The 23,560-nt window shown below is 68.6% G+C and carries 23 protein-coding genes; 8 read left to right on the top strand and 15 right to left on the bottom strand.

The features are described 5' to 3' along the window. Positions 1–31 precede the first annotated feature (31 nt). The 4 genes from J4E04_RS07575 to hrcA all read right to left on the bottom strand — a co-directional run bounded on the left by J4E04_RS07575 (position 32) and on the right by hrcA (position 4,440). Complete coding sequence (locus J4E04_RS07575) at positions 32–1,051, bottom strand: PhoH family protein (protein ID WP_056446329.1); 1,020 nt, start codon at positions 1,049–1,051, stop codon at positions 32–34. Positions 1,052–1,391: 340 nt separating this feature from the next. Further along, positions 1,392–2,153, bottom strand: a complete 762-nt coding sequence (locus J4E04_RS07570) for a 16S rRNA (uracil(1498)-N(3))-methyltransferase (protein WP_056445787.1) — start codon at positions 2,151–2,153, stop codon at positions 1,392–1,394. 18 nt (positions 2,154–2,171) lie between these two features. Further along, a complete protein-coding gene (gene dnaJ / locus J4E04_RS07565; protein ID WP_027505717.1) occupies positions 2,172–3,323 on the bottom strand; it encodes a molecular chaperone DnaJ in 1,152 nt (383 codons plus the stop codon). Between the two features lie 73 nt (positions 3,324–3,396). Then, positions 3,397–4,440 carry a heat-inducible transcriptional repressor HrcA gene (hrcA, locus tag J4E04_RS07560; RefSeq protein ID WP_027505716.1) on the bottom strand — a complete coding sequence of 348 codons (1,044 nt, stop codon included), beginning with the start codon at positions 4,438–4,440 and terminating at the stop codon, positions 3,397–3,399. A gap of 107 nt (positions 4,441–4,547) precedes the next feature. On the opposite strand from hrcA, the gene J4E04_RS07555 reads away from it, so the two are divergent. Then, entirely contained in the window at positions 4,548–4,853 is a 306-nt protein-coding gene (locus J4E04_RS07555; protein ID WP_027505715.1) for a type II toxin-antitoxin system VapB family antitoxin, read from the top strand. 7 nt (positions 4,854–4,860) lie between these two features. Here J4E04_RS07555 and hemW read toward each other — a convergent pair whose 3' ends face one another. Next, positions 4,861–6,036, bottom strand: coding sequence for a radical SAM family heme chaperone HemW (gene hemW, locus J4E04_RS07550; RefSeq protein WP_490150512.1), 1,176 nt, complete (start codon positions 6,034–6,036; stop codon positions 4,861–4,863). A 298-nt stretch (positions 6,037–6,334) separates the two neighbouring features. Between hemW and J4E04_RS07545 the strand changes: the two genes are divergently transcribed. The 5 genes from J4E04_RS07545 (at position 6,335) to J4E04_RS07525 (ending at position 12,073) form a co-directional block, all read left to right on the top strand. Next, entirely contained in the window at positions 6,335–8,035 is a 1,701-nt protein-coding gene (locus J4E04_RS07545; RefSeq protein ID WP_056445789.1) for a nitrite/sulfite reductase, read from the top strand. Between the two features lie 70 nt (positions 8,036–8,105). After that, positions 8,106–8,837 carry a phosphoadenylyl-sulfate reductase gene (locus J4E04_RS07540; protein ID WP_027505713.1) on the top strand — a complete coding sequence of 244 codons (732 nt, stop codon included), beginning with the start codon at positions 8,106–8,108 and terminating at the stop codon, positions 8,835–8,837. Then, positions 8,834–9,760: a sulfate adenylyltransferase subunit CysD gene (gene cysD, locus J4E04_RS07535; protein ID WP_222630395.1), complete on the top strand. Its 927-nt coding sequence runs from the start codon at positions 8,834–8,836 to the stop codon at positions 9,758–9,760. Before J4E04_RS07540 ends, cysD begins: the two co-directional genes overlap by 4 nt. Further along, the gene (locus J4E04_RS07530; protein ID WP_490150290.1) at positions 9,760–11,517 is read left to right on the top strand and encodes a GTP-binding protein; all 1,758 of its coding nucleotides are present in this window, start codon (positions 9,760–9,762) and stop codon (positions 11,515–11,517) included. The genes cysD and J4E04_RS07530 overlap by 1 nt, the downstream gene beginning before the upstream one ends. Before the next feature lie 73 nt (positions 11,518–11,590). Beyond that, positions 11,591–12,073, top strand: a complete 483-nt coding sequence (locus tag J4E04_RS07525; RefSeq protein ID WP_222630391.1) for a hypothetical protein — start codon at positions 11,591–11,593, stop codon at positions 12,071–12,073. A gap of 1 nt (position 12,074) precedes the next feature. Here the strand turns inward: J4E04_RS07525 and J4E04_RS07520 are convergent, their stop codons facing one another. From J4E04_RS07520 to J4E04_RS07495, 6 genes are all read right to left on the bottom strand, one after another. Beyond that, on the bottom strand, positions 12,075–13,121 hold the full coding sequence (locus J4E04_RS07520; RefSeq protein ID WP_051613350.1) for a sulfate/molybdate ABC transporter ATP-binding protein: 1,047 nt from the start codon (positions 13,119–13,121) through the stop codon (positions 12,075–12,077). Further along, positions 13,118–13,921 carry a sulfate ABC transporter permease subunit CysW gene (gene cysW, locus J4E04_RS07515; protein ID WP_027505710.1) on the bottom strand — a complete coding sequence of 268 codons (804 nt, stop codon included), beginning with the start codon at positions 13,919–13,921 and terminating at the stop codon, positions 13,118–13,120. Before cysW ends, J4E04_RS07520 begins: the two co-directional genes overlap by 4 nt. Beyond that, positions 13,918–14,790, bottom strand: a complete 873-nt coding sequence (gene cysT, locus J4E04_RS07510; protein WP_490150289.1) for a sulfate ABC transporter permease subunit CysT — start codon at positions 14,788–14,790, stop codon at positions 13,918–13,920. Before cysT ends, cysW begins: the two co-directional genes overlap by 4 nt. Before the next feature lie 2 nt (positions 14,791–14,792). Next, positions 14,793–15,812: a sulfate ABC transporter substrate-binding protein gene (locus J4E04_RS07505; protein ID WP_490150288.1), complete on the bottom strand. Its 1,020-nt coding sequence runs from the start codon at positions 15,810–15,812 to the stop codon at positions 14,793–14,795. A 120-nt stretch (positions 15,813–15,932) separates the two neighbouring features. Then, a complete protein-coding gene (locus J4E04_RS07500) occupies positions 15,933–16,022 on the bottom strand; it encodes an Ms4533A family Cys-rich leader peptide (protein ID WP_321163718.1) in 90 nt (29 codons plus the stop codon). Between the two features lie 117 nt (positions 16,023–16,139). Further along, positions 16,140–16,379, bottom strand: a complete 240-nt coding sequence (locus tag J4E04_RS07495; RefSeq protein ID WP_037185709.1) for a hypothetical protein — start codon at positions 16,377–16,379, stop codon at positions 16,140–16,142. Positions 16,380–16,446: 67 nt separating this feature from the next. On the opposite strand from J4E04_RS07495, the gene J4E04_RS07490 reads away from it, so the two are divergent. Continuing rightward, positions 16,447–18,495, top strand: a complete 2,049-nt coding sequence (locus J4E04_RS07490; RefSeq protein WP_027505707.1) for a glycoside hydrolase family 15 protein — start codon at positions 16,447–16,449, stop codon at positions 18,493–18,495. Between the two features lie 3 nt (positions 18,496–18,498). Here the strand turns inward: J4E04_RS07490 and J4E04_RS07485 are convergent, their stop codons facing one another. The 3 genes from J4E04_RS07485 to J4E04_RS07475 all read right to left on the bottom strand — a co-directional run bounded on the left by J4E04_RS07485 (position 18,499) and on the right by J4E04_RS07475 (position 22,246). Next, entirely contained in the window at positions 18,499–19,191 is a 693-nt protein-coding gene (locus tag J4E04_RS07485) for a TetR/AcrR family transcriptional regulator (protein WP_051613349.1), read from the bottom strand. A 28-nt stretch (positions 19,192–19,219) separates the two neighbouring features. Then, complete coding sequence (lepA, locus tag J4E04_RS07480; protein ID WP_269320095.1) at positions 19,220–21,106, bottom strand: translation elongation factor 4; 1,887 nt, start codon at positions 21,104–21,106, stop codon at positions 19,220–19,222. 135 nt (positions 21,107–21,241) lie between these two features. Then, positions 21,242–22,246, bottom strand: a complete 1,005-nt coding sequence (locus J4E04_RS07475) for an iron-siderophore ABC transporter substrate-binding protein (protein WP_051613348.1) — start codon at positions 22,244–22,246, stop codon at positions 21,242–21,244. A 130-nt stretch (positions 22,247–22,376) separates the two neighbouring features. Between J4E04_RS07475 and J4E04_RS07470 the strand changes: the two genes are divergently transcribed. Further along, the gene (locus tag J4E04_RS07470; protein ID WP_222631571.1) at positions 22,377–22,958 is read left to right on the top strand and encodes a type II toxin-antitoxin system PemK/MazF family toxin; all 582 of its coding nucleotides are present in this window, start codon (positions 22,377–22,379) and stop codon (positions 22,956–22,958) included. Positions 22,959–22,965: 7 nt separating this feature from the next. Here J4E04_RS07470 and J4E04_RS07465 read toward each other — a convergent pair whose 3' ends face one another. Beyond that, positions 22,966–23,385 (bottom strand): hypothetical protein, encoded by a 420-nt coding sequence (locus J4E04_RS07465; RefSeq protein ID WP_490150287.1) that lies wholly within the window; start codon positions 23,383–23,385, stop codon positions 22,966–22,968. Positions 23,386–23,560: the final 175 nt, after the last annotated feature.

Below are 23,560 nucleotides of genomic sequence, written 5' to 3'. Positions count from 1 at the left end.
GGCGACGCCCCCGTGCCCGTGCACGCCCACATCAGTGGTGCGCGGCGCGGGGACCGCCACTGCGACGCGCAGCGCGGTTGGCGGACTTGGCGTCCGCGGCGTCGAAACGGTCGTAGGCGTCGACGATGTCGGAGACCAGTCGGTGCCGGACCACGTCGCTGCTGTCGAGCTTGGCGAAGTGGATGTCGTCGATGTCCACCAGGATCTCGGTGGCGGCACGCAGTCCCGAACGCGATCCCCCGGGGAGATCCACCTGGGTGATGTCACCGGTGACGACGATCTTCGAGTTGAAGCCGAGGCGGGTCAGGAACATCTTCATCTGCTCGGCCGTGGTGTTCTGCGCCTCGTCGAGGATGATGAACGCGTCGTTCAGCGTGCGGCCACGCATGTAGGCCAGCGGTGCGACCTCGATGATGCCCGCCTGCATGAGCTTCGGGATGGCTTCGACGTCCATCATGTCGTGCAACGCGTCGTGGAGCGGACGCAGGTACGGATCGATCTTGTCGTGCAGTGTGCCGGGGAGGAACCCGAGTCGCTCCCCCGCCTCGACGGCCGGGCGCGTGAGGATGATGCGGCTGACCTGCTTCGCCTGCAGAGCCTGCACCGCCTTGGCCATGGCCAGGTAGGTCTTACCCGTTCCGGCGGGACCCACGCCGAACACGATGGTGTTGGCGTCGATCGCGTCGACGTAGCGCTTCTGGTTCAGCGTCTTGGGCCGGATGGTCTTGCCGCGTCGGGACAGGATGTCCAGGCTCAGGACCTCGGCGGGAGACTCGCTCACGCCGCGGCTGAGCATCGCGACGGTGCGCCGCACCGCGTCCGGAGTGACCGGTCCGCCGGCGACCACGACGGCGGCGAGCTCGGTGAGCACCCGCTTGCCGACGGCGATGTCGGACGGTGCCCCCTCGAACGTGACGACGTTGCCGCGTACGTGGATCTCGGCGGAGAGCACCTGCTCGAGCGCCCGGAGGTTACCGTCGGCGGACCCGAGCAGAGGGAACATCACGGCGGGGTCGAGTTCGATGGACTCGGTCACACGCGCCTCGGTCAGAACCGGGCGTGAGGACTGCCGCTTCTGCGCGCGGGACGCACGAGTGGTGTCCTGCGCATCGTCACCTCTGGTGCCGACGAAAGGGATGTTGTCACTCACGTGGTGGCTATGGCCTTCTCTCGGGTTTCGATACTCGGTTCGCCGCGACGGGAACCTCTCACCACTTTAACGTCTCCCCCGAGAAGCGCATTCCAGTATGTCGCGCGCAACCCTCGTAGCTGGCCCTTCCCGCACACGGGCCGGGCGGCGCCAGGTGCTCCGGTTGCAACAACCTGCTCCGGTCACAACAGGAGCGGGTTGCGGAAACCGGAGCACGTGCACCAGCGGCCCGCGCCGCAGATCAAGCAGGGGGCGCGCCGGACCAGCGATCGGTCAGGACGCCGAGCGCGCCCAACGCCACGGCCGCCGCGGTCGATGTCCGCAGGACGGTCGGCCCCAGGAGCGCGGGCGTCGCGCCCGCACCGACGAGCATGTCGATCTCCGTGTCGTCGAGCCCGCCCTCGGGTCCGACGACGAGCACCACCTCGGGTGCGCCGCGGAACGGGAGGTCCGCGAAGGCCCCGGGCGCAGCCTCGTGCAGCGCGACCACGATGCCCCCACGTGCGACGACGCCCTCGACCAGGCTGCGCACCATCCGAGTGTCGTGCAGGTCGGCGACGTCGGGAACGAAGGCACGCCGCGCCTGCTTGGCGGCCGCGGAGGCAGCGTTCCGCCACTTCGCGACACCTTTGACGGCCTTCGGGCCGTCCCATCGCGACACGCAGCGCAGCGACTGCCACGGCACGATCGCGTCCGCACCCGCCTCGGTCGCCGTCTCGACGGCCAGTTCCGAGCGCTCCGACTTCGGGAGCGCCTGGATCACGGTCACCGTGGGCCGGGGCGGCTCCGCGGTGGTGACGGAGAGCACCGTGAACGAGAGCCGGGCCTTCTCGACGCCGGTGACCTCGACGGCCGCGAGCGAGCCGCGGCCGTCCGACAGCACCAGCCGCTCACCGACGGTCGTCCGGCGCACCGTGGCCGCGTGCCGACCTTCGGCCCCGTCCAACGCGCCCGACTCCCCCGGAGACGGCAGCGGATCGAGGAAGTAGACGGTCGCCGCCACCAGTGGTCCCCCGCCCGATCAGCGACTGAAGGCGTCGCGCAGACGGGAGAACAGTCCCCCGGTGTGCTGCGATGCGGTGGTGACCACTTCGGCGTTGTCGCGTTCGCGGTGAGTGCGCAGTTGCTGCAGCAACTTGGTCTCCGTGGAGTCCAGGCGGGCCGGGACGACCACCTCGAGGTGCGCGTGCAGATCGCCGCGGACACCGCTGCGCAGCTTGGGCATGCCGTGACCGCGCAGGACCTGCACCGAGCCGGGCTGCGTGCCGGGGTCGACGGTGATCGTCGTGGGACCGTCGAGAATCGCGTCGACGCTGACGGACGTGCCCAGGGCGGCGTCCGCCATCGGCACGCGGATGGTGCAGTGCAGATCGTCGCCGTCGCGGACGAACACGTCGTGCGACTTCTCGACCACCTCGGCGTACACGTCACCGGCGGGACCGCCGCCGGGGCCGACCTCGCCCTGCGCCGCGAGGCGGATGCGCATCCCGCTGCCGACACCGGCCGGCACCTTCACGGCCAGTTCGCGGCGGGCACGCACGCGCCCGTCGCCGCCACACTTGCGGCAGGGATCGGGGATCGTCTCGCCCGCGCCGCGGCAGGTGGGGCACGGACGCGCCGTCATGACCTGTCCGAGGAACGACCGCTGGACCGACTGGACCTCGCCGGCACCGTTGCACGTCTCACAGCGGACCGGCGTCGAGTCGCCGTTGGTCCCGGAACCGGTGCACACGTCGCACAGCACGGCCGTCTCGACGGCGATGTGCTTGGTGACGCCGGTGGCGCACTCCTCCAGCGTCAGCGTGGTGCGCAGCAGCGAGTCCGAGCCGGGCTGGACGCGACCGCGGGGTCCGCGGGTGCCGCCGCCGTTGCCGCCGAAGAACGCCTCGAACACGTCGCCCAGTCCGCCGCCGAAGCCGGCACCGCCGAAGCCGCCTGCTCCGCCTCCGCCGCCACTCTCGAGCGGATCGCCACCGAGATCGACGATGCGTCGCTTCTCGGGATCGGACAGCACCTCGTACGCGGAGCTGATGTCCTTGAAGCGGGCCTGGGCCGACTCGTCGGGGTTGACGTCGGGGTGGAACTCACGCGCGAGTTTGCGATACGCGCGCTTGATCTCCTGGTCCGACGCCTTGTTGTCGACGCCCAGAGTTCCGTAATAGTCGCGTGCCACGTGTGTACTCATATCCTCTTGGTGGAAGGTGGGTCGGGAAAAGTTCGGGTGGGGCAGGTGAGTGCACCGGCCGTCATCGTTCGGCCAGCACCTCTCCGATGTATCGAGCAACAGCCGCGACCGACGCGATCGTTCCCGGGTAGTCCATGCGAGTGGGGCCGAGCACACCCATACCGCCCAGCACGTTGCCCGCCGAGCCGTAGCCGGTGGAGACCACCGAGGTGCCCCGCATCTCCGGGGCCATGGTCTCCTCGCCGATCCGGACGGTCACTCGGCCGGTGTCCTGGGTCGCCGCGATGAGCTTGAGCACCACGACCTGTTCCTCCAGCGCCTCGAGCACGGAGCGCAACGACCCCGGGAACCCACTGAGCGCGGCGAAGTCGGCGGCGTTGCGCGTCAGGTTGGCGGTCCCCCCGAGCACGAGCCGCTCCTCCGGGTGTTCGACGAGCGTCTCGACCAGCACGGTCGACGAGCGCACCACGGCGTCGCGCAGATCCTCGGGCGCCGTCTCGGCGAGTTCGGCCACCGCGGCCGACGCCAGGGCGAGACGCTTGCCCTCCAGCGCGCCGCCGAGCAGCGACCGCAGACGCGAGAGGTCCTCGTCGTCGATGACGTCGCCGAGTTCGACGATGCGCTGATCGACGCGGCCGGAGTCGGTGATGAGCACCAGCAACAGTCGCGCCGGCGTCAGGGCCACCACCTCGAGATGGCGGACCGACGACGCGGACAGGGTCGGGTACTGCACGACGGCGACCTGACGGGTCAGCTGGGCGAGCAGGCGAACACCGCGCCGCAGCACGTCGTCCAGGTCGACGCCGGTGTCGAGGAACTGCAGGATCGCCCGTCGCTCCGCCGCGGAGAGCGGCTTGACGTCGGCGATGCGGTCGACGAACTGCCGGTAGCCCTTGTCGGTGGGGATACGACCCGAGCTGGTGTGCGGCTGCGTGATGTAGCCCTCGGCCTCCAGCACGGCCATGTCGTTGCGCACGGTCGCGCTGGACACTCCCAGGTTGTGTCGATCGACCAGTGCTTTCGATCCGATGGGCTCCTGCGTCGCGACATAGTCGGCGACCAGGGCACGCAGGACCTCGAAACGTCGATCCTCCGTACTCGACATCGCAACCCTCCTACGCTCGGGACCGGTGGCTGTGCGGGACCAGCCGATTCTAGTCGGCGACGCGCGGGTGCCCCATTCCGCTCGCCCGAGTCACTACTGTGACCGGTGTGATCTTCAAGGGAGTGCGCGACGGCAAGCCGTATCCGGAGCACGGTCTGTCGCTCCGCGACTGGTCCAAGATTCCGCCACGTCAGTTGCGCCTCGACGAGATCGTGACCACCACGAAGGTGCTCGAACTCGACCGTCTGCTGTCCGAGGACAGCACGTTCTACGGGGACCTGTTTCCCCATGCCGTGCATTACCACGGCGTCGTGTACCTCGAGGACGGCCTGCACCGGGCGGTACGGGCCGCGCTGCGAAACCGTGTCGTCCTGCACGCGCGGGTGTTCGATTACGACGCGATCGGGGCCTGAGCGGCACTCACTCGAGAATGTCGCGCACGACCCCGTCGGCGAGCAACCGCCCACGGTCGGTGAGAATGTACCGATTGTCGTGACGGACGAGCAGCCCGTCGGAGGCGATCGAGTCCGCACGGGCCACCTCGTCCGCTGACAGGTCACCCGCGGCCATTCCCGCCCGCAGCCGCGCGGTCAACATGACACGTTCCATGTGTTGCTCGTCGCTCGTGAGAGATTCGCTGTCCGCGATCGGCAGCGCCCCGTTCGCCAGCGTCTCCGCGTATCGCGCCGGATGCTTGACGTTCCAGAACCGCGTCCCGTTCACATGGCTGTGTGCGCCGGGACCGATGCCCCACCAGTCACCGCCGTCCCAGTACCCCAGGTTGTGCCGGCACTCCGCACCGTCGCCCCGCGCCCAGTTGGACACCTCGTACCACCCGAAGCCGGCCGCGCCGAGACGCGCGTCGATCCGCTGGTAGCGCGACGCCAGCACGTCGTCGTCCGGAGCCGGGAGCTCGCCCCGGCGCACCCGTCTCGCCAGGGCCGTCCCGTCCTCGACGATGAGCGCGTACGCGGACACGTGGTCGACACCGGCGTCGAGCACCGCCGTCAACGACGCGTCGAGGTCGTCGTCACTCTCTCCCGGCGTTCCGTAGATGAGGTCGAGGTTCACGTGGTCGAACCCGGCCGCCGCCGCTTCCCGTGCCGCGTCCCCGGCGCGTCCCGGGGTGTGGGTGCGGTCGAGGATCGCGAGCACGTGCGGTGCCGCCGACTGCATGCCCAACGACACACGTGTGTAGCCGGCCGCGCGGATTCCGTCGAAGAAGGCCGGCGACGTCGACTCGGGATTCGACTCCGTCGTCACCTCGGCATCGGCCGAGAACGTGAAGGACGAGCGCGCGGCACCGAGGAGATCGGCGAGGCCGTCGGCACCGAGCAGCGACGGCGTTCCGCCGCCCACGAACACGGTGTCGACGCTGGGCACGCTGCCCGACTCCCGCGCGAACGTCGCCGCGGCGAGGTCGAGCTCGCGGCGCACCCCGTCGAGCCAGGACTGCGGTGACGCCGACGTTCCGAGCTCCCCGGCGGTGTAGGTGTTGAAGTCGCAGTAACCGCAGCGCGTCGCGCAGAACGGCACATGGAGGTAGAGGCCGAACGGCGCGGCCGGACGATCGACGAACGACTCGGGTGCGAGCACACCGACAGCGGGAGGAGCGAGTGGAACGGGGATCACCGGACCAGTGTCCTCCTCCCTCCTCGTCGACGCCCTGGTCGGGGGAGGCACCCGCGTCGTGGCAGAATGGGGCTCATGACAGTCGTGGAGATCATGCTCGTGGCTCGGCGCCACGTCGATCTCGCACGCGTCTGCAGCTGTCTGAGGCCGCTCGTCTGACCCTCCCGCCAGCCCGCACACCCCCCGGCCGGTCAGGGACGAGGTGTGCGGACCAGCCCTCCGAGACACCCCTTCCTGTTCGGCGCCCGACCTTGGAGCGCCCATGACGAACACCCCCGACACCGCTGCGCCGCGCGCACGGTCGACCCGTCCCGCCAAGCGGAGGTCCGAGGGCCAGTGGGCACTCGGCTACCGGGAACCGCTCAACGCGAACGAACAGAGCAAGAAGGACGACAACCCGCTCAACGTCCGCGCGCGGATCGAGAACATCTACTCCAAGCAGGGTTTCGACAGCATCGACAAGGCCGATCTGCGCGGGCGCTTCCGCTGGTGGGGGCTCTACACCCAGCGCGAGCAGGGCTACGACGGCACCTTCACGGGCGACGAGAACATCGACCTGCTCGAAGCGAAGTACTTCATGATGCGCATCCGCTGCGATGCCGGTGCACTGAGCGCGTTGCAGTTGCGCACTCTGGGTGAGATCTCGCAGGAGTTCGGCCGCGACACCGCCGATCTGTCCGACCGGGAGAACGTGCAGTACCACTGGATCGAGGTGGAGAACGTCCCCGAGATCTGGCGCCGCATCGAGTCGGTCGGTCTGAAGACCACCGAGGCGTGCGGCGACTGCCCGCGCGTCGTGCTGGGCTCCCCGCTCGCCGGCGAGTCGCTCGACGAGGTCCTCGATCCCACGCCCGCCATCGACGAGATCGTCGAGCGCTACATCGGCCGGCCGGAGTACTCGAACCTCCCCCGCAAGTTCAAGACCGCGATCTCCGGCCAGCAGGACGTGGTCCACGAGGTCAACGACATCGCCTTCATCGGGGTGAACCATCCCGAGCACGGTCCCGGCCTCGACGTCTGGGTCGGCGGCGGTCTGTCCACCAATCCCATGCTCGCGCAGCGGCTCGGGGTCTGGGTGCCGCTGCACGAGGTCGCCGACGTGTGGGAAGGCGTCGTCTCGATCTTCCGCGACTACGGATACCGGCGTCTGCGCAACAAGGCGCGGCTGAAGTTCCTGGTCAAGGACTGGGGCGTGGAGAAGTTCCGGGAAGTGCTCGAGACCGAGTACCTGAAGCGGCCGCTGCTCGACGGCCCCGCCCCCGAGAAGCCGACCCGGCCCGTCGACCACGTCGGGGTCCAGAAGCTGAAGAACGGCCTCAACGCCGTCGGACTCGCCCCCATCGCGGGCCGCGTGTCCGGCACGATCCTGACGAAGGTCGCCGACGCGGCCGCGCGGGCAGGGTCGGATCGCATCCGGTTCACCCCGTACCAGAAGCTCATCGTCCTGGACATCTCCGACGAGAAGCTCGAGGACTTCATCGCCGAGATGGACGCGCTGGGTCTGCCGGCGCGGCCGTCCATCTGGCGCAAGAACCTGATGGCGTGCAGCGGCATCGAGTTCTGCAAGCTGTCCTTCGCCGAGACCCGCAAGCGTTCGCAGGTGCTCGTCCCCGAACTCGAGCAGCGGCTGGCCGACGTCAACGCGCAACTCGACGTCCCCATCACCGTGAACATCAACGGCTGCCCCAACTCGTGCGCTCGTTCGCAGGTCGCCGACATCGGGTTCAAGGGCCAACTGGTGGACGACGGTGACGGCGGACAGGTGGAGGGCTTCCAGGTCCATCTCGGTGGAAGCCTCGGCTTCGACAGTGCCTTCGGCCGGAAGTTGCGCCAGCACAAGGTCACCAGCGCCGAGCTGGGCGACTACATCGACCGGGTCGTCCGCAACTTCGTCAAGCAGCGCGACGAGGGCGAGCGGTTCGCGCAGTGGGCCGTACGCGCCGACGACGCGGATCTGCAGTGAGCGAGCACGGGAATCGCGTGTCCCGCCCTCGCGTTGTCTCCTGGACCGTCCGCCCGCGAAAGGTTGTCTCATGAGCGTCGCCACCCATCGCCACCTGACCGAGTCCGAGCTCCGCGCCATCGCCGAGCGGGGTGCGCGGGAGATGGACGGCGCCTCGGCGGACGAGCTCATGCGCTGGACCGAGGACACCTTCGGCGACGACTACATCGTCGCGTCGAACATGCAGGACGGCGCGCTGGTCCATCTGGCCGCGCAGGTGCATCCGGGTGTCGACGTGCTCTTCCTGGAGACCGGCTACCACTTCGCCGAGACCATCGGTACTCGTGACGCCGTCGAGTCGGTCTACGGGGTCAACGTCATCGACGCGAAGACGACCGTGTCGGTGGCCGAGCAGGACAGGCTCGAGGGCAAGGATCTCTTCGCCCGCGATCCCGCACGCTGCTGCGCACTGCGCAAGGTCGTGCCGCTGAAGCGTGAGCTGGCGAACTACAGCGCCTGGGTCACCGGCATCCGCCGCGTCGAGGCACCCACGCGCGCCAACTCGCCGCTGATCTCCTTCGACGAGGCGTTCGGCCTGGTGAAGATCAACCCGATCGCGGCGTGGTCCGACGACGAGATGCAGTCCTACATCGACGAGCACGGCATCCTCGTGAACCCGCTCGTCGACGAGGGCTACCCGTCGATCGGGTGCGCACCGTGCACGGCCAAGCCCGCTCCCGGAGCGGACCCGCGCAGCGGTCGCTGGGCCGGCAGCACCAAGACCGAGTGCGGACTGCACTCGACCGAGGAAGGAACCCGATGACAGCCGCCACGAGCGTGGACGTCACCCACGTCGACGAGCTCCGGGCACTCGAGGCCGAGTCCGTCCACATCATCCGCGAGGTGGTCGCCGAGCTCGAACGACCCGTACTGCTGTTCTCGGCGGGCAAGGACTCCATCGTCCTGCTGCGCCTGGCGGAGAAGGCGTTCCGCCCATCCCCCGTTCCCTTCCCGGTGATGCACGTCGACACCGGACACAACTTCCCCGAGGTCATCGAGTTCCGCGACCGACGACTCGAGGAGGGCGGCCATCGCCTCGTCGTCGCGTCCGTCCAGGAGTCGATCGACTCCGGTCGCGTCCGCGAGGTCGGCGGGTCCTCCGGCTCACGCAACCGTCTCCAGACCCGGACGTTGCTGGACGCGTTGGAGGAGAACAAGTTCGACGCCGCGTTCGGTGGTGCGCGGCGCGACGAGGAGCGTGCGCGCGCCAAGGAGCGTGTGCTGAGCTTCCGCGACGAGTTCGGCCAGTGGGATCCGCGGGCCCAACGCCCCGAGCCGTGGTCGCTGTACAACGGCCGCATCAAGCGCGGTGAGCAGGTCCGCGTGTTCCCGCTGAGCAACTGGACCGAGCTGGACATCTGGCGGTACATCGAGCTCGAGCAGCTCGAGCTGCCGTCCATCTACTTCGCCCACGAGCGCGAGGTGTTCGAGCGCGACGGCATCCTGCTCGCCACCTCGGAGTTCACCTCCCCGACCGAGCACGAGACCGCTGCCGTCGAGATGGTGCGCTACCGCACGGTGGGCGACCTCACCATCACCGGCGCCGTGCGCTCGCACGCCACCGACATCGCCGGGGTGATCACGGAGATCTCCGCGGCCACTGTGTCCGAGCGCGGCGAGACCCGCGCCGACGACCGCACGTCCACAGCCGCGATGGAAGATCGCAAGCGCGAGGGGTACTTCTGATGACCATCACCAATCCGCTTCCGGTGTCGGACGTTCCGGTGTTCCCGGCTCCCACCGCCCCGCGTCAGCTGCTGCGCATCGCCACAGCCGGCTCCGTCGACGACGGCAAGTCCACCCTCATCGGGCGGCTGCTGCACGACACGGACAGTCTTCCGCTCGATCACCTCGACGCCGTGACCGACGAGGAGGGCGTGGCCGACCTCGCCGCCCTGTCGGACGGTCTGCGTGCCGAGCGCGAGCAGGGCATCACCATCGATGTCGCCTACCGCTTCTTCTCCACGCCGAGTCGCAGCTACGTCCTCGCAGACACCCCGGGACACGAGCGCTACACGCGCAACATGTTCACGGGAGCCTCCAACGCGAACGTCGCCATCCTGCTCGTGGACGCCCGCGCCGGCGTGTTGCGGCAGACGCGTCGTCACGCCCGGATCGCGACGCTCGTGGGTGTCGACCGCCTGGTGGCGACCGTCAACAAGATGGATCTCATCGACTTCGACGAGTCCCGCTTCCGTGACGTCGAGCGCGAGCTCGCCGACCTCGGTGCCCGCCTCGGCACGGAGATTCTGGTCATCCCGATCGCGGCGAAGCTGGGCGACAACGTCGTTCGGCCGTCCTCGACCATGCCCTGGTACACGGGCCCCACTCTGCTCGATCACCTCGAGAGCATCGACCTGGTCGCTCCCGCACCGGTCGCCACGGAGCTGCGGTTGCCCGTGCAGTGGGTCTCTCGCCCCACCGACGGCGAACGCCGTCGGTACACCGGCCGGCTGTCCGCCGGCACCGTGCAGATCGGCGACTCGATCGTCGCGCTGCCGTCCGGATCGCGCAGTGTGGTCACGGCGCTCGACACGCTGGACGACGCCCGCGACGTCGCCGTGGCTCCGCTCAGCGTCTCCGTCGAACTGGCCGACGACATCGACGTGGCCCGCGGCGACGTCCTGGTCAGTGGCGAGCCCGACGCCCACCTGCCCACGCTCGCACGGGAATTCGATGCCACCGTGTGCTGGCTGGCGGAGGCACCTCTCGGTGTCGGCGACCGACTGGCGATCAAGCACACCACCACCACGGTGCGCGCGACGGTGCAGCGCATCCACTCGCGACTCGATCCGGAGACGCTCGACGAGCATCCCGGCTCGGAGAACCTGTCGCTCAACGACATCGCACGGGTGACGCTGCGGACCAGTGCGGTGATCGTGACCGACGACTACGCGGACAACCGCGACTCCGGTGCGTTCATCCTGCTGGACGAGCACACGAACGACACCGTGGCCGCGGGCATCATCGAGGGGTCCCGCGCGGTGCTCGACCGCTCGGACACCCCGTCCTGGGTTCCGTCGTCGATCACCCGCGACGAGCGTGTCCGCCGTACCGGTCAGCACGGTGCGACGATCTGGCTCACCGGCCACCCGTCCTCGCACAAGGCCGCCGTCGCCGTCGCGCTCGAGGACGCACTGACCGCCTCCGGTCGCACCGCCTACATCGTCGGCGGTGACAACGTCCGCGGAGTCCTCGACATCGACGCCGCAGCCGGAACCCGCGCCGCGACGGTGCAACTCGCCCGGTTGGCCCGGTTGTTCGCGGATGCCGGAGTGGTCGCGATCGTGCCCATCTCGTCGGCGGACGGCGAGGATCTCGCTGCCGCGCGAGTCGAGATCGCTGCGGCCGGGATCCCGGTCACCGATCATCACGTCGATGCCGACGACACCGCGACGCCGGCCGAGGTCGCGGCAGCCGTGCTGCGCGCATCGAACGCGTAAGGAAGAGACGCCCCCGCGTCGAGACGACGTCAGGAACCGCCGACGACGGCAGTGGAGCATGCAGGGTCGAGTCATGACCTTGCGTGAACTACTGCCGTCGCTGTCGTCTCCGGACGATGCTCGTGCGCTGTGGCCCGGGGAGATTCACACCCACGGGGGCAGGCTGTGTGTCCGAAGCGACGGGCGCGCCGAGACGTTCCTCGACGATCTGTGCGACGAGTACGGCGACGCCGTGGCCGTCCGAGCGGACACCGCGGTGGTGACGGTGACCCGGGTCCGGTCGGTGGACGTGTACCGAGGGCTCCTCCGCGTCGTCACGACCGGTGCCGACTCGGGTGTCGCCCCGGTGTCCGTCCGCGTCGCCTCGCGCCATCCGGTGTGCCGACCGGTTCCGTGTTGCCTCTGCACCCGGTCGGGGCGCTGCGTGTGCCCCGCGCTCGACCTGCCGTCGGACATCCACGCCGGCGACGTGCTGGCGATGGTCACGCGATGCGGTGATCCGGCGTTCCGTGGCCCGACGGTGAGTGTCCGGTCGGGGTGCGTCGACCGCGCGTGAGTCAGCCGGGGATCACCGGCACGCGCGTGGCACGCACGTACACGGTCTCCCCGCTCTGCAGCCCCAGCGCCTCGTTGTCGCCGCGGGTGATCTGCGCGAAGAACAGCTCGTTGGTGGCGCCGTTGCGCAGCTCCACCCGCACCTCGAAGCCCAGGTGCACGACACGCTCGACGGTCGCCCGCAACACCCCCGCGTTCTCGGCCGTGCCGGTCTGCTGCGCGTTCGCGAGATCCGGTGTGCGGCCGACCCGGATGTCGTGCGGACGGACCAGCTGGCCGTTGAGCCGCGACACCTCGCCGAGGAAGGACATGACGAAATCGTTCGCCGGGGTGTCGTAGAGATCGCGAGGGGCGCCCACCTGTTCGATCCGGCCCTTGTTCATGACCGCGATCCGGTCGGCGACGTCCAGCGCCTCCTGCTGATCGTGCGTGACGAGCACCGTGGTGACGTGCACCTCGTCGTGCAGTCGACGGAGCCACGTGCGGAGATCGGCCCGCACCTTTGCGTCCAGGGCACCGAACGGCTCGTCGAGCAGCAGCACCCGCGGATCCACGGCGAGCGCGCGGGCCAGGGCCATGCGCTGACGCTGTCCACCGGACAGTTGCGCCGGGAAGCGCGTCTGGAAACCCGAGAGGCCGACGATGTCGAGCAGCTGATCGACGCGCTCGTCGATCTCGGCCTTGGGCCGCTTGCGGATCTCGAGCCCGAAGGCGACGTTCTTGCGCACGGTGAGGTGCTTGAACGCGGCGTAGTGCTGGAAGACGAATCCGATGTCGCGCTTCTGCGGACTGACGGTGGTGACGTCGTCGCCGGCGATGACCACCACGCCGGAGTCCAGCTCCTCGAGTCCGGCGATCGACCGCAACAGTGTCGACTTGCCCGACCCGCTGGGCCCCAGCAGCGCCGTCAACGATCCGGACGGGATGTCGAGGGACACGTCGTCGAGGGCCGCGAAGTCGCCGTAGTTCTTCCGCGCTCCCCGGACGGAGATCTCGATGCCGCCCGTGCGCTTCTCTGTCGTCGTGGTCGTCGTCGTCACGGTGCTCATTCCTTGGTTCGCTTGCGGTCCAGAACCGTCATCAGCAGCAACACGATGACGGCGACGACCATGAGAAGTGTCGACGCGGCGTACGCGCCCGGTTGGTTGAAGTCCTCGTACCTGGCGTTCACCAGCAGGGTCAGCGTCTGCGAGATGCCCGGCAGGTTGGTGGAGACGATGATGACGGCACCGAACTCGCCGAGCGCGCGGGCGACCGTCAGGACGACGCCGTACGTCAGCCCCCAGCGGATGGCGGGAAGTGTGATGCGCCAGAAGGTCTGCCACGACGTCGCGCCCAGCGTGGCCGCGGCCTCCTCCTGCTCCTGCCCGATCTCGTGCAGCACCGGTTCCACCTCGCGCACCACGAACGGCAGCGTGACGAAGATGGTGGCCAGCACCATGCCGGGCAGCGCGAAGATGATCGTGATGCCCCACTCGGCGAGGAAGCCGAACCAGCCGCCGGCACCCCACAGCAGGATGAGCGCGACACCCACGATGACCGGGGACACCGCGAACGGGAGATCGACGACCGCCTGCACGAGACCCTTGCCACGGAAGTTGCCGCGCGCGAGAGCCAGGGCCGTGACGACGCCGAACACCACGTTCAGCGGCACGACGATCGCGACGATGATCAGCGACAACTGCAACGCCGACTGTGCGGCCGGTGTGGTGATGAGCTGGAAGAACGAGACGATGCCGTTCTCGAACGTGCGGTACAGGATCGCACCCAGCGGGAACACCACCAGCACGGCCAGATAGAGCAACGCGACCGTACGGAGGCTCAGTCGAGTTCCGGTGGACAGCTTCACTTCTGCTCCTCCCGCCGGGCGAGGCGACTACCGGAGATGCGCAGCACGAACAGCACCACGAAGGCGATGAGCAACAGCACCACGGAGATCGCGGCCGCGTCGACGGGCTGATCGGTCTCGATCTGCTCGCGGATGAGCTGCGACGCGATCTGCGTCTCGCCGGGAATGTTGCCACCGATGAGGACGACGGATCCGAACTCGCCGAGTGCCCGCGAGAAGGCCAGTCCGGCACCCGAGAGGATCGACGGCAGCAGCACCGGCAGCACGACCCGCCGGAAGATCACCAGATTGCTCGCACCGAGCGAGGCGGCCGCTTCCTCCACTTCCCGGTCGAGCTCGATGAGGACCGGCTGCACCGCGCGCACGACGAACGGCAGCGTGACGAAGGCGAGGGCGAGCACGACACCGGCCTTCGTGGCGTTCAACGTGATGCCCACCGGACTCATCGGCCCGTACAGCGACAGGAGCACCAGGCTCGCGACGATGGTGGGTAGGGCGAACGGCAGGTCGATCAGTGCGTTGACGACCGACTTGCCCGGAAAGTCGTCGCGCACCAACACCCACGCGATGACAGTGCCCATCACCACGTTGATCAGCGCCGCCACCACCGAGACCTGCACCGTCACGCGCAGAGTGGCCAGCGCCCGCGGATCGGTGACCGCGTCCCAGAACTCCGCGGGTCCGTCGGACAGGGAGCGACTCAGCACGGCCGCCAGGGGCAGCAGGACGATGATCGAGAGCCACAGGACGACGGTGCCGAGCGTGAGCGATCCCCCGGGAAGATGGGAGTCCGGCCGGCGAGAGGCGGGAAGGCCGGAGGCCGGCCGGCGAGGGAGGAACTTTCGCCGACCGGCGACCTCTGTCGTCATGGTCAGCTCGATGCCTTGTAGATCGCGTTGATGGCACCGTTCTCACCGAACAGGTCACTGTCCACCGCAGCCCAGCCACCGAGGTCGTCGATGGTGTACAGCTTCTGCGGCGTCGGGAACTTGTCGGTGTAGTCGGCGGCGACTGCGGGGTCGACGGGACGGAAACCGCTGTCGGCCCAGATCTTCTGGCCGTCCGCGGTGTAGAGGTAGTCGTTCAACGCGTTGGCCTGCTCGAGATTCGCGCTGGAGTTGACGACCGCGACGGGGTTGTCGATGCGGAAGGTCTGGTCCGGAACGATGTGCTCCACCGGCTGACCCTGCCCCTCGAGCAACAGCGCCTCGTTCTCGTAGCTGAGCAGGACGTCGCCCTGGCCCTGGAGGAACGCCTCGGACGCGGAGCGGCCGGAGTCGGGCTGCACCGGGAAGTGCTTCACCAGTTCGGTGACGTAGTCCAGGCCGGCCTGGCGATCCTGGCCGCCGTTGCTCACGGAGGCGTAGGGCGCCAACAAGTTCCACTTCGCCGAGCCGGAGCTGAGCGGGCTGGGGCTGATGACCTGCACGTCGGGGCGGATCAGGTCCTCCCACGTGCGAATGTTCTTCGGGTTGCCCGGTCGCGTCACGATGGACACCACGGAGCCGAACGGCACGCCACCGTAGGCGTTCTGGTTCCAGGCCTCGTCGACCTTGCCGGCCTTCACCAGTCGGGTGACGTCGGGCTCGACCGAGAAGTTGACGATGTCGGCAGGTGCGCCGTCGGCGACCTTGCGCGACTGGTTGCCCGAGGCGCCGTAGTCGGCGTTGATGGTGACGTTGTCACCGTTCTCGGTGGAGGCGAACGCGGCGCCGATGGCATCCCACCCGTTCTTGGGCACGGCGTACCCGACGAGGGTGAGCGACGGACCGGACGTGGACGCGGCGGTCTCACCGACGGTGTCGGAGGACCCGGTGGAGCACGCGGTCAGGGTAAGGGCGGCCGCGACGGAGGCGGCGGACAGCAGGCGGACACGACGTGATGGGAACACGGTGGACCTCTCGAGGAGTGCGGCACACGCGAGCGCGCGGCGGCACGGACATGAACAGCGGTGAGGGACGGAACTGACGAGCGGAGCGCGCCGGAATCGGTGAGGGCGCGCCGTGTGGGGTCAGCGACAGTCGACGTCAGCGACCGCGAGCATGCCGACAGCGATCAGCGCCAGTTCATGGCGGATCGGGTGCGGGGCTGCGTCGGACACAGCCGAGAATTTAGCAGAAAGTCGGAGAGAGCCTGCTACCGAGTCAACAGCCACGCGACGATCACCAGCACGATCAGCGCGATGAGGGCCAGGGTCACACGGGAGCGGGGCACGGTGTCACTTCTCTCGGGGGTCGGAGTTGCCGGTGGTCACGGCTGCGGGATCCCGGTCGGCGGGCGTCCGGCGGAAGTAGCGCCGCCTGGCATCGAAGAGCGCAGACAACACGATGTCGACGACGTACGCGGTGAGTGCCGCTGCCGGCACGACCACCAGCAGGACGACGGCGACCTGGGGCACGAACGGCAACCCGGCGATCCAGAGTTCGACTCCGTCCCACCACGTGGCCACTGCGTTCACACCTCACGACAGTAGTCCCTCGCTCTCCGCGGTGGACTGGGGCGCCGGACGGCTTCATGATGGGCGGATGAGCCCGTTCGACGAACAGTCCGTGGTCCCCCGCGTCGCCAGCGCGGGGGAAGCCGTCTTCGGCCCCGGCGCGGCCGAGCCGGCCGAGGAGGGCGGCGCGCTCGACACCGTTCCCGGCACGGCCCAGACGTGGCTGCCGCATCGCACGACGTTTCCGCCGATCGACGACTACGCCTTCCTGTCGGACTGCGAGACCACGTGTCTGATCGCTCGCAACGGTGCGGTGGAGTGGATGTGCATTCCGCGACCGGACTCCCCCAGCATCTTCGGAGCGGTGCTCGATCGCGGCGCAGGGCAGTTCCGCATCGGCCCGTACGGTCAGAACGTGCCCGCGGCGCGGCGCTATCTCCCGGGCGGTCTGATCGTCGAGACCACGTGGCAGACCGAGACCGGATGGTTGGTGGTCCGCGACGCTCTGGTGATGGGCAAGTGGCACAACACGGACGAGCGCTCCCGCACGCACCGCCGGGCCCCGTCCGACTGGGATGCCGAGCACTGCCTCATCCGCAGTGTGAAGTGTGTCAGCGGAACGGTCGAGCTCGAGATGAGTTGTGAGCCCGCGTTCGACTACCACCGCAAGCCTGCCGTGTGGGAGTACACCGGCAACGTCTACGAGGAGGCGACGGCCACCGCCACGGCGGGCGACGGCACCGAACCCACTCTCAAGTTGACCACCAATCTGCGCATCGGCCTCGAGGGGCGAGAGGCCCGCGCCCGGACTCGGATGACGGAGGGCGACAACGTCTTCGTCGCGCTGTCGTGGTCGACGCTCGACCCTCCCCGCACCTTCGAGGAGTCCGCCGAGAAGATGTGGCAGACGGCGGAGTGCTGGCGCCAGTGGATCACCATCGGCCGCTTTCCCGACCATCCGTGGCGCGGGTTCCTGCAGCGCAGCGCGCTCACCCTCAAGGGTCTCACGTACGCACCGACCGGCGCGTTGCTCGCCGCGAGCACCACGTCGTTGCCGGAGACGCCGGGCGGAGAGCGGAACTGGGACTACCGGTACGCCTGGGTACGCGACTCCACCTTCGCCCTGTGGGGTCTGTACACGCTCGGGCTCGATCGCGAGGCCAACGACTTCTTCGCCTTCATCTCCGACGTGACGTCGGGCCCCGACGGCGAACCCGTTCCGCTGCAGGTGATGTACGGCATCGGCGGCGAACGCACGCTCGAGGAGGAGGAGCTCGGACACCTGTCCGGGTACGACGGAGCCGTCCCCGTGCGCATCGGTAACGGTGCCTACAACCAGGTGCAGCACGACATCTGGGGCACGATGCTCGATTCCGTCTACCTGCACGTGCGCTCGCGGGAGAATGTTCCGGAGTCGCTGTGGCCCTTGCTGAAGCGTCAGGTGGAGGAAGCGATCGAGCACTGGCGCGAGCCCGACCGGGGCATCTGGGAGGTACGTGGGGAACCGCAGCACTTCACGTCCTCCAAGGTGATGTGCTGGGTGGCGCTCGACCGCGGAGCGAAACTTGCTGTGCTGCACGGCGAGAAGGCGTACGCCGAGGAATGGTCGAGCATCGCCGACGAGATCAAGGCCGACGTTCTCGAGCACGGCGTCGACTCGCGCGGAGTCTTCACCCAGCGATACGGCGACGACTCACTCGACGCCTCGTTACTGCTGGTGCCGCTCCTGCGGTTCCTGCCCTCGGACGACGAGCGCGTCCGGGCGACGGTGCTCGCCATCGCCGACGAGCTCACCGAGGACGGCCTGGTACTGCGCTACCGCGTCGACACCACGGACGACGGGCTCTCCGGCGAGGAGGGCACCTTCACCATCTGCTCGTTCTGGTTGGTGTCCGCACTGGTCGAGATCGGCGAACTGCACCGCGCGAAGCGACTGTGCGAACGGCTGCTCGGGTTCGCGAGCCCGCTGAAGCTCTATGCGGAGGAGATCGACGCGAAGACGGGCCGGCACCTGGGCAACTTCCCGCAGGCGTTCACCCACCTCGCGCTGATCAACGCCGTGGTGCACGTCATCCGGGCGGAGGAGGCAGCGCAGGCCGGGCAGTTCCAGCCCGCCCACGGCCACCCGCACTCCTGACGGTCAGTCGAGTCGGAGGGCGTTGACCCACAGGCGCGTCGCCGCGTGCACCAGCTGATCCGACGACCACGTCGGCGGCTCGCCGAGGGACGGCTCCACCACGAAATGGGTGAACGCCAGCCGGGAGATCATGCCCGACAACGCAAGTGATGCGACGACGGGATCCACGCCGCTGTCCGCCAGGCCTCGTCGCTGGAGACCGGCGATGCTGCGCGCGTTGCGACGGACGAACGCGTCGGCACGGTTGCGTCGGAGCCGCCGGAACCGGATGTCGATGGCCGCCACCTGTTCGAGCAGTTCCATCAGCTTCGCGTTGCGTTCGTACGCCTCGAAGTACGCGCGCGTGCTCGCCTCGATGACGGCGACCGGATCACCGTCGTCCGGCACGTGTTCGGTACCGGGGTGCATCATGTCGTCCTGCGACACCTCGAGCACCGCCGCGAAGATCTCTTCCTTGCTCGCGAAGTAGGTGTAGAACGTGCCGGACGAGCAGCGAGCCTCGGCGGTGATGTCCACGAGACGGGCGTCGAGGTACCCGGCACGCTCGAACACCACCCGCGCCGCCGCGACGAGCGCAGCGCGCGTGCGCACTCCGCGCGGCGTCGCCGGCGGAGTACGGAGCAGGTCCGCGTCGGCCAGCGACGGCGGATCGTCGTCGGCGGCGGACCCGGTGCCGGCCGGCGGGGTCCTGGTCATGGGTGTCCCCGCGGGAGCGACCGCGGACCTACTTCTTCTTGTCCGCGGACGCGTCGGTGGACAGGGCAGCGACGAACGCCTCCTGTGGCACGTCGACACGACCGATGGTCTTCATCCGCTTCTTGCCGGCCTTCTGCTTCTCGAGCAGTTTGCGCTTACGGCTGATGTCACCGCCGTAGCACTTCGCCAGGACGTCCTTGCGGATCGCACGAATGTTCTCGCGGGCGATGATCTTCGACCCGATCGCCGCCTGGATCGGGATCTCGTACTGCTGGCGCGGGATCAGGTCCTTGAGTCGGGTGGTCATCTTGTTGCCGTAGGCACCGGCCGCGTCGGCGTGCACGATGGCCGAGAACGCGTCGACGGCCTCGCCCTGCAGCAGGATGTCCACCTTCACCAGGTTGGCCGACTCCTCGCCGATCTCCTCGTAGTCGAGGCTCGCGTATCCGCGGGTGCGCGACTTGAGGATGTCGAAGAAGTCGAAGATGATCTCGGCCATCGGGATGGTGTAGCGCAGCTCGACGCGGGTCTCCGACAGGTAGTCCATGCCGCCGAGCTCACCGCGGCGGCTCTGGCACAGCTCCATGATGGACCCGATGAACTCGCTCGGCGAGATGATGGTGCACTTGACCATCGGCTCGAACACCGCGCGCGCCTTGCCTTCCGGCCAGTACGACGGGTTGGTGACGATGTGCTCGGCGCCGTCGTTCATCTCCACCCGGTACACGACGTTGGGCGAGGTCGAGATCAGGTCGAGCCCGAACTCGCGCTCGAGGCGCTCGCGGGTGATCTCCATGTGCAGCAGACCGAGGAATCCGCAGCGGAACCCGAACCCGAGAGCGACGGACGTCTCCGGTTCGTAGGTGAGGGCGGCGTCGTTGAGCTGCAACTTCTCGAGGGCGTCGCGCAGATCGGGGTAATCGGACCCGTCCACCGGGTAGAGACCCGAGTAGACCATCGGCCGTGGCTCGCGGTATCCGGTGAGCGCTTCGGTCGCGCCGTTGCGGGCGCTGGTGACGGTGTCTCCCACCTTCGACTGACGCACGTCCTTGACGCCGGTGATGAGATAGCCCACCTCACCGACGCCGAGGCCCTTCGTCGCCTTGGGGTCCGGCGAGACGATGCCCACCTCGACGAGCTCGTGCGTCGAACCGGTCGACATCATGGTGACCTTCTCGCGCGGCAGGATCTTGCCGTCCACCACGCGCACGTACGTCACCACGCCGCGGTACGCGTCGTAGACGGAGTCGAAGATCATGGCGCGTGCGGGGCCGTCGGCGTCGCCGACCGGCGCGGGCACCAGACGGACCACCTCGTCGAGCAATGCCTCGACGCCCATGCCGGTCTTGCCCGAGACGCGCAGCACGTCGTCCGCCTCGCAGCCGACGATGTGGGCGATCTCCGCGGCGTAGCGGTCGGGGTCCGCCGCGGGCAGGTCGATCTTGTTCAGCACCGGAATGATCGTCAGATCCTTCTCGAGTGCCAGGTAGAGGTTGGCGAGCGTCTGCGCCTCGATGCCCTGTGCAGCGTCGACGAGGAGCACGGCACCCTCGCACGCCTCGAGTGCACGCGACACCTCGTAGGTGAAGTCGACGTGCCCGGGGGTGTCGATCAGGTGCAGGACGTGCTCGGTGTCCCCCACCTTCCACGGCAGGCGGACGTTCTGCGCCTTGATGGTGATGCCGCGCTCACGCTCGATGTCCATGCGATCGAGGTACTGCGCGCGCATCGACCGGTCGTCGATGACACCGGTGAGCTGCAGCATGCGGTCGGCCAGCGTCGACTTGCCATGGTCGATGTGGGCGATGATGCAGAAGTTACGGATCCTGGTGGGATCCGTGAACGTCGTGTCCGCAAAATTGGTGATGGGGTACTCCTGACGAGACGGCCGTGGTGACGTACAGAATATCTGCACGTCACCACGGCCGGGGTCCCGGGCAGGCCGGAGGCCGGTCGTGCAGGTGGGGCGGGCAGGCCGGAGGCCGGTCGTGCAGGTGGGGCGGGCAGGCCGGAGGCCGGTCGTGCAGGTGGGGCGGGCAGGCCGGAGGGGTCAGGCGGGGGCCGTGGTGGTGGCCGCTCCGGCACCCGCGAGGGTGCTCTCGAATGCCGGTACGAGCGAGTCGAGCAGGTACGGCAGGCTCAGCGGCGAGGTGAAGTAGATGGCGCCGGCCGTGATCGCGTCGGTGAAGACGAGCCTGTTCTCCCGCACCTCCTGCAACGACGAGTACACCGGGTCGGCCTCGAGGGTCGCGCGGTCCTCCGGGGACTCGGTGGCCCAGAGCAGCACGTCGGCGGTGTCGAGCACGGAGAGGTTCTCCAACGGGATGTACGCCTGGGCGTCCTCCTCCTGGACGAAGGCGTCGAGCTCGGACGGGATCTCGAACCCGAGCGAGGTGAGGAAGTCGGTGCTCAGACCGTCCTGATAGGCGATGGCGTTGCCGTCGTAGATCGCGTTCTGCAGGAGGACGGCCTTCTTCCCCGCGAACTCGGGGTGGGCCTCGGCGGCCTCTCGGTACCGGGTGCGGACGTTCTCGACGAGCGCCTCCGCCTCGTCGGGCTTGCCGAGCGCGGCTCCGATGGTGCGGGTCTGCTGATCCCACGGCTCGAAGTAGGGGGAATCGACGTCGCTGTGGGCGATGGTCGGGGCGATGGCGCTCAACCGGGTGTAGTCGTCCTGCGTCATGCCGGCGTTGGTGCCGATGATGAGGTCGGGTTCGAGGGCGGTGACCTTCTCGAACTGGATGCCGTCGTCCTGGGTGAGCACCTCGGGCCGGGCGTCACCCAGCAGATCGTGAGCCCAGGGCCACGTCGCGTCCGGCTGCTCTCCGTACCACTCCGTGACACCGACGGGAACGACGCCGAGAGCCAGCAGGGTGTCCTGCTCGGTCAGTCCGACCGAGACCACACGCTGCGGATCGGCCGGCACGACGGTCTCGCCGTAGGCGTGAGTCACGGTCACCGACCCCTCGGTCGATCCGCTCTCGGTGTCGGACGAGCACGCCGACACCAGCGCCAGGACACTCAGTCCGACGGCCACCACCGTGCGGTAACCCACACGTCCGACACTTCCACGCCTCACGACAACCCTCTTTCACATCGGGAATCTCCCGAAATCGGACTTAGGGTAGCCGAACCTCATTCACGGGTGGTGAGTTACGTCCTCGGGTCTCGGTAGCCTGGTCGGCATGGCAACTCTGGCGTCGATCGGCAAGAAACTGGGACGACTCGCAGTGGCGGAAGGCCCGCGCCTGTTCCGGCAGCTGCAGCGGTCCGGCGCCCTCGACAAGGTGACGCAGTCGTTGGGTTCACGCATCGGCGCGTCCGGTGCCGGTGGCACGTCACCCACCGGAGCACCGTCGGGACGGCCCGTGACGTCGACCTCGGTTCCCACCGCCATGCGCGCACGGCGCATCGAGTACTCCCCCGCGCTGGACGGCGCCGCGGATCCGGGCGAGGTCGTGTGGACGTGGGTGGCCTACGAGGAGGATCCGTCGCAGGGCAAGGATCGACCGGTGCTCGTGGTCGGCCGCGACGGTTCCACTCTGCTCGGCCTCATGCTCTCGAGTCAGAGCAAGCACGACGGCGACCGCGACTGGCTCGGCCTCGGCGGCGGGCCGTGGGACGCGCAGGGACGCCCGAGTTGGGTCCGTCTCGACCGCGTGCTCGACGTTCCCGAGGGCGGGATCCGACGAGAGGGAGCCGTCCTCCCCCGTGATCGTTTCGACCTGGTGGCACAGCGCCTGCGCTCCGACTTCTCCTGGCACTGAACTCGGATCACAGTCGATCGACGGCGTTCTTGGCCTCGAGCAGCGACAACCCGGTCCGCTCGCGGAGCAACTTGATCGCGGCGATCGCCTGTCCCTCGTTCTTCAGTGCCGTGAGGCGTGGAACGAGGTCGTCCCACTGCGCCGGGCCCGGCGTGAGGGACTCACCGCGTTCGAGGGACTCGACCGCCACCTTCGCGTCGCGCAGTCCGGCGCCAGTTCGCTCCCGATAGACCTTGATCGCCTGAATCTTCTTGTCGGCGGCCAGCAGTCGATGAATCTCGGCGCGAGCACCGTCGTCCAGGCCGACCGTTCCGACCTCGCCGGAGGTCGTGGGCCTGCCGGATGCGGCGCGTCCGCGAAGTCGGAACGCGAGAACGGCGGCGACGAGAACGATCAGGGCGACGAGGAACCATCCGGTGGCCGACATGGTCTCCAGTGAATCACCTCCGCCCGGACGCCGCGAGGGTCGTCAGCTGCGGCCGGCTCTGGCGCACATCCATGCCGCGGTGCTACCGTGTCCATGCGGATGTGATTCTCCGCCCCCCTCTTCCCCTTCCTCACGGGCGCCACATCCCGCGTCACATTCCTTCGAACCATCCGCA

This window comes from Rhodococcus sp. NFXS4 (assembly GCF_058139645.1).
The sequence above is the reverse complement of the archived record's forward strand: the minus strand, read 5'-3'. Positions and strand labels throughout refer to the sequence as shown.